The following is a 6,656-nucleotide window of genomic DNA, read 5'->3' as shown; positions in this document are numbered from 1 at the left end:
CTCGCAGATGATTCCTTTAGACCAATTTTACAATGTAGAGCAGAAATTTCCTGATCAACACTACTTGACGTAGAGCCGTTTATTTCTCTCTGGTTAGTATATGTTGGGCTTGCCTTCGAGCCCGCAAAATTTTTGGATAGAATCAATTTGCGATAGCTGTTATACTTAATTGTTAGACAATTTTGAATTAAGAGGAGAGCTTATTATGGCGGACCAATTAAACGCAATTTTCGAACAAATCAAAAAATACAATAAAATTATCATTCACCGGCACCAGCGCCCTGATCCGGATGCGATTGGTTCCCAGGTGGGACTGGGTGAAATTATCAAGGCATCCTTCCCCTACAAGCAGGTTTACCTGGTTGGTAAGCATATCCCTGGTTTTGATTGGATCGGGACCATGGACGAAATCGACGGCGAGACTTTTAATGATGCCCTCGTCATCGTTACCGACACGGCCAATGCACCACGGATTGATGACCGGCGGTTTGACAATGGAGATAAGCTGATTAAGATTGACCACCACCCAAATGATGAACCGTTTGGCGATCTGATGTGGGTTGAGCCCGATGCCTCAAGCTGCTCGGAAATGATTTATGATTTCTACCAGCACTTCAGCAATGAATTAACCTTGCCACAAAAGGCGGTCCATGCCCTCTATGCTGGAATTATCGGTGATACGGGTCGCTTCTTATACCCAGCTACCACCCCGCGGACAATGCTGGTTGCCGGAGCGTTGATGGCTGCCGGTGCAAATGCAGCCGAAATTAGTCAGCGCGAAAATGAGATTACAATCCCAGTTGCCCGGCTTTCGGCTTATGTTTACGAAAACTTGACGATCATGGACCACGGTGCGGCTTACGTAATTTTAACTGATGAAATTTTGAAGAAGTTTGGCCTAACTGAAGCAGGAACATCAGCCGTTGTTTCCCTGCCGGGTCGAATTAAGAGTGTTAGTGCCTGGGCAATCTTTGTCCAGCAAGAGGATGGCCACTACCGGATCCGCCTTCGTTCTAAGGGCCCAGTGATTAATGAGCTAGCTAAGAAGCATAACGGTGGTGGACACCCACTTGCTTCTGGTGCCAAGGCAGCCGATGAGGCGGAAATAAAGCAGGTTATTAGTGAATTGGACCAACTGACTAGCGCTAACTAACGGAAAGGATCAAAATGGCAAGTAATAATTTTAATGAATTTAACCTCAAGCCGTACCTCGTAAAAGCGGTCCAGGCAATTAATTTCCGCCAACCAACGCCGGTTCAAGAAAAGGTGATTCCGGATATTCTGGCTGGCAAGAGCGTTGTTGGACAGTCGGCAACCGGTAGTGGTAAAACCCATGCTTTCCTGTTGCCAATTTTTACCCGGATTAACCCTGACGACCAAGCAGTCCAGGCGGTAATTACAACCCCTAGTCGGGAACTGGCATACCAGATCTATAATGCGGCAAAGCAATTAAATAAGTTTGCTGACCAACCATTGACCATCCATAATTATGTCGGCGGGACGGATAAGCAGCATCAAATTGACCAATTAGAGCGGAAGCAGCCCCAGTTAGTTATTGGGACTCCTGGCCGGGTGTTGGACCTGATTAATTCACAACACCTTGATATCCATACGGCAACCATGTTTGTTGTCGATGAAGCTGATATGACCTTTGACATGGGCTTTTTAGAACCAGTTGACCAAATTGCGAGTCACTTCCCAGATAACTTGCAGATGATGGTCTTTTCAGCAACTATTCCCCAGAAGCTCCGGCCGTTTTTGAAGAAGTACATGGCTAATCCGGTTCTTGAAGAAATTCCGACGGAAACGGTCATTAATCCGGATGTTGAAAACTGGCTGATGTCAACGAAGGGCCAGGACAAAAACCAGTTGATTTACCGGTTGCTTACAATGGGTGAGCCTTACCTGGCATTAGTGTTTGCCAACACGAAGGAACGGGTTGAAGAATTAACCCGCTACCTCAGTGAACAAGGGTTAAAGGTGGCGATGATCCATGGTGGCTTGGAACCACGGAAGCGGAAACGAACGATGCGTCAGATTCGCAACCTGGACTACCAGTACGTGGTTGCAACTGACCTCGCTGCCCGGGGAATTGATATTGATGGGGTGTCCCTGGTTATTAACGATGACATTCCATCCGACCTGGAGTACTTTGTGCACCGGGTCGGCCGGACCGGTCGAAACGGGATGCCAGGGACGGCAATTACCCTTTATGCACCGGCTGAGGATGATTTGATTTCGAAGCTGGAAGAACGGGGGATTAAGTTTATCCCTAAGCAACTAAAAAATGGTCGAATTGTGACCACGCATGACCGTAACCGGCGGAAGAAGTATAAACGTCGCCAGGCAGAACTTGATCCATCGATGAAAGGTTACGTAAAGAAGACCAAGAAAAAGGTTAAACCCGGCTACAAGAAACGGATCAAGCGGGCAATTAAAGAGGATGAGCAGCAGAAGCGGAAGCTGGAATTGCGCCATAAGATTCGAAAGGCTAAGCGCCAGCGTCAACGGCAGCACCGTCGGGAGCGAAACGCCCGTTGATTTTTACCTGCCGGTTCGCTATAATATGGTTCGTTTGGGATATGCCTTAGAGGTAACCACTTTCAGAAACAACCGGGTTGCTGTGACGGTTGACTGGTCCTTTTGAGGTGCTCCCCATTCCGTAAATTGTGAATAAACCCTGGAAAAGGGAATAAAGAGGTAAACGAATTCCATCGTTGCAAGCAAAGTGGTACCGCGTCGGTAGGCGTCTTTGTTCGCAAGGGTGGATTTTGTTTTTTTGAAAGGAAGAGAAAAGTGAAGAAACTGAAAAAGTTAAATAGTGCCCAAGTACGGCGCATGTACCTCGACTTCTTCAAGGAACACGGTCACAAGGTAATGCCAAGCCAGTCCTTGGTACCAGTTAATGACCCAACCTTACTGTGGATTAACTCTGGTGTTGCCACGATGAAGAAGTACTTTGATGGGAAGGTTATTCCTGAAAATCCCCGGATGACGTCTTCACAAAAGAGTATTCGGACCAATGATATTGAAAACGTTGGTAAGACTGCCCGGCACCACACCATGTTTGAAATGCTGGGGAACTTCTCCGTTGGTGACTACTTCAAAGACGAGGTTATTCCCTGGGCATGGGAATTGCTGACAAGCGACAAGTGGTTTGGCTTTGATCCGGAACGACTTTATATTACCTACTACCCAAAGGATCATGATGCTTACAACAAGTGGTTAGAAGTAGGGGTGGCAAAGGACCACCTTGTACCAGACGAAGATAACTTCTGGGACATTGGTCAGGGTCCATCTGGTCCGGATACTGAAATTTTCTATGACCGTGGTCAAGAATTTAATAACTTGCCAGAAGACGATCCAGAAAGTTACCCGGGTGGCGAAAACGAACGTTACCTGGAAATCTGGAACATTGTTTTCAGTCAGTTCAACCACACACCAGAAAATACCTACGAACCACTTCCCCACAAAAACATTGATACGGGGATGGGACTTGAACGGGTGGTTTCCATCTTTGAAAATGCACCAACAAACTTTGAAACCGACCTGTTTATGCCATTAATTAAGCAGGTTGAAGAATTGTCTGATGGCAAGAAGTACGGAGCTGATAAGGCTGACGATGTTCAATTCAAGATTATTGCTGACCACATTCGGACAATTACCTTTGCCATTGGTGATGGTGCACTGCCATCTAATGTTGGACGTGGTTACGTTATCCGTCGTCTTCTTCGCCGTGCCGTCGTTGCCGGTAAGAAGCTGGGAATCGATGACCCATTCCTTGCCAGCATGGTACCAACGGTTGGTAAGATCATGGAAGATTACTACCCAGATGTTTTAAAGAATGCAGACTACATTGCTTCCGTTATCAAGTCTGAAGAAGACCGGTTCAGTTCAACGCTGAACGGTGGCCTGAACCTGTTAAACAGCGTGATTAACGAAGCAAAGAATGGCGGCAGTAAGCAAATTGACGGGCGGACCGCCTTTAAGCTTTATGATACATACGGCTTCCCAATCGAATTGACCAAGGAATACGCAGCAGATGAAGGCTTGACGGTTGATGAACAGGGCTTTGAAGCAGCCATGACTGAACAGCAAAACCGGGCCCGGAATGCGCGGGACATGGACAACGGGATGGGGGTTCAAACGGACCTCTGGACTGACTTCAAGGAAGACAGTAAGTACGTTGGCTACACCGACTTAACAGTTGACAATGCCAAGGTAATTGGCTTGGCTCATGACGGTAAGCAGGCTGATAGTGCTGAACCCGGTGATAAGGATATTGAAGTTATTTTTGATGTCACACCATTCTACGCTGAAATGGGTGGCCAAGTAGCTGATACCGGTGACATTATTGATAATTACGGTAAGAAGGTTGGCCGGGTTATTGATGTTCAGCATGCGCCAAACCAACAAAACCTGCACCGTGTTGAGTTAACGGCACCCCTCAAGAAGGGAGCTCGTTATAAGCTGGTTGTTGACCGTCTTCGCCACTTGAAGATTGAAAAGAATCATACGGCAACCCACTTGCTTGACCAGGCATTGCGGAACGTTCTTGGCGGACACACGCAACAGGCTGGTTCGCTGGTTGAAGAACACTACCTTCGTTTTGACTTTAACCACTTTGGCCAAGTGACCGTAAAGGACTTAGCAGCGGTTGAAAAGATGGTTAATGAACAAATCTTCAAGGAAATTCCGGTTAAGACCGTTGAAACCGACATCGATTCGGCTAAGGAAATGGGAGCAATTGCCCTCTTCTCCGATAAGTACGGCGACAAGGTTCGGGTTGTTAAAATTGGCGACTACAACACTGAATTCTGTGGTGGTGACCACGTTAAGAATACTAATGAACTGGGCCTCTTCAAGATTGTTTCTGAAGGTGGGGTCGGTGCTGGTATTCGCCGGATTGAAGCGGTCACTTCCAGTGATGCTTATGAATTCTTGCAAAAGCGGAATGCAATGTTGGAAGAAGTTGCTGGTGACTTGAAGGTTGCCCAAATTAAGGAAGTTCCACACCAAGTTGCTAGCCTACAAGACGAACTGAAGAAGGCTAATAAGCAGGTTGAAGCTTTGCAGGCTAAGATTGCTGCCCAACAAGCCAACAGTGTCTTTGATAATGTTCAAGAGACCAAGAATGGTAAGCTGATTGCTGCGGAAGTTAAGGTTGCAGGGATGGGCCAACTCCGTCAACTGGCTGATAGTTGGCGGTCCAAGGGCTTGTCTGATGTACTGGTCCTTGGTACTGCTAACAATGGCAAGGCAAACTTATTAGTTGCTGTTAGCGATGACAAGGTCAAGGCTGGCTTAAAGGCCGGCGACTTGATTAAGTCAATTGCCAGTGCAATTAAAGGTGGCGGTGGTGGCCGTCCAAACCTTGCTCAGGCTGGTGGTAAAGACCCAGCCGGCATTCCTAATGCACTGAAGTTAGCAAAGGAATACATGGATAAGTAATATGATTAAAGGCTGAAGAGGGCTGTGATGCAGCTCCCTCAGCTTTTATTATTCCTGAAATGTCAAATTAAGTTAGAAATAAACTAACTGTGCATCTGTGAGATTCTCTATGAATACCTCAAGCGGTGTACGGTAGTGAAGTGACTTCCGTGGAATCCTATTTCGGTACGACATTAGCTGCGTAACTAATTCGTCTGGTAAATTGCGGAAGTCTTTTCTTTTACTCAAGCCATCACGATGAAGCAACCCATTAGTATTCTCATTCAAGCCACGTTGATTGGGTGCGCCAACTTCTGCAAAATAGGTTTGAATGTCATGTTTATTGGCGATTTCACGCCAACCAGCGAACTCCTTGCCATTGTCAAAAGTGATGGACTTAAATAGGTGGCGTGGCATTTTTGAGAGCCACTGATCTAAATGATAGTTCACACTTTCAGCGGTCTTGTAGTGGACATTAAGAACAATCTCCAGTTTTGACTTCCTTTCGACCAAGGTCATGACTGCACCATGGTGAGCTTTACCTTGCACAGTATCAGCTTCAAGGTGCCCAAATTCATGTTGGTAGTCAGGGAAGTCTTGGTAGCGTTGGTAAATACTACGACCCAGTTGTCCCGCTTTACCACGATGTTCAACATAGCCATTGGGATGACGTTGTCCTTTCATTGGTAATTGGCTGACAGCGAATCCATATTGCCCTCGTTCAAACATACGATACAGGGTTCGCATACTACAACTGATGTTCATTTCATTGCGACCAATAATGGTATCAGGTGTCCAACCTTTCCTAATTTGGTTAGTAATGTAGTCTACTTCAGCATTAGGTAATGTTATTGGCTTCCGACCACAGCGGCGCTTATTGCGTTGATACTGTTTCAAATACTGCGTAATCGTCTTACCAGTGTTCAAGAAACGATAAACACGATAAACCGTCTCAGTGCTGCGCTTTAATAATTTTGCGGCAAGGTAAGCTTTAATATCCTGGCGATGAAAATCGGCTATGAGAGTTAATTCACGTGTGGTAAGATGTTTATAGGTCATTTGTGATTGCCTTTCTTTTGATTAGGGATACTCAAAAGTCTATCACAAATGGCTTTTTATTTTTCTAACTTAATTTTACAAACGGCGATTATTTAAAGATATTGACAATTTTTATGGGTAGTCGGGTCACGTTAATTGTGATTTCAACTTGGTTATAGTAGAATATG

Annotated in this window: 4 protein-coding genes; 3 read left to right on the top strand and 1 reads right to left on the bottom strand. The window is 45.9% G+C overall.

The window, feature by feature from the left end; genetic code table 11:
- Window positions 1-205: 205 nt before the first annotated feature.
- The 3 genes from QOS07_RS06810 (at window position 206) to alaS (ending at window position 5,451) form a co-directional block, all read left to right on the top strand.
- Window positions 206-1,153: a DHH family phosphoesterase gene (locus QOS07_RS06810; protein ID WP_283588218.1), complete on the top strand. Its 948-nt coding sequence runs from the start codon at window positions 206-208 to the stop codon at window positions 1,151-1,153.
- A gap of 14 nt (window positions 1,154-1,167) precedes the next feature.
- On the top strand, window positions 1,168-2,541 hold the full coding sequence (locus tag QOS07_RS06805; protein ID WP_283588217.1) for a DEAD/DEAH box helicase: 1,374 nt from the start codon (window positions 1,168-1,170) through the stop codon (window positions 2,539-2,541).
- Between the two features lie 255 nt (window positions 2,542-2,796).
- Window positions 2,797-5,451, top strand: coding sequence for an alanine--tRNA ligase (gene alaS / locus QOS07_RS06800; RefSeq protein WP_283588216.1), 2,655 nt, complete (start codon window positions 2,797-2,799; stop codon window positions 5,449-5,451).
- A gap of 72 nt (window positions 5,452-5,523) precedes the next feature.
- Here the strand turns inward: alaS and QOS07_RS06795 are convergent, their stop codons facing one another.
- Complete coding sequence (locus QOS07_RS06795; protein WP_283588215.1) at window positions 5,524-6,489, bottom strand: IS30 family transposase; 966 nt, start codon at window positions 6,487-6,489, stop codon at window positions 5,524-5,526.
- Window positions 6,490-6,656 lie beyond the last annotated feature (167 nt).

The sequence above is a fragment of the Limosilactobacillus viscerum genome (assembly GCF_947387525.1).
GTDB classification, from domain to species: Bacteria; Bacillota; Bacilli; order Lactobacillales; family Lactobacillaceae; genus Limosilactobacillus; species Limosilactobacillus viscerum.
Note: the sequence above shows the minus strand (reverse complement) of the source record. Positions and strands in the feature narration are given on the sequence as shown.

Coding starts and splice junctions, on each gene's coding strand:
- QOS07_RS06810 (WP_283588218.1), top strand. CDS start 206: ATGGCGGACCAATTAAACGCAATTTTCGAACAAATCAAAAAATACAAT.
- QOS07_RS06805 (WP_283588217.1), top strand. CDS start 1,168: ATGGCAAGTAATAATTTTAATGAATTTAACCTCAAGCCGTACCTCGTA.
- QOS07_RS06795 (WP_283588215.1), bottom strand. CDS start 6,489: ATGACCTATAAACATCTTACCACACGTGAATTAACTCTCATAGCCGAT.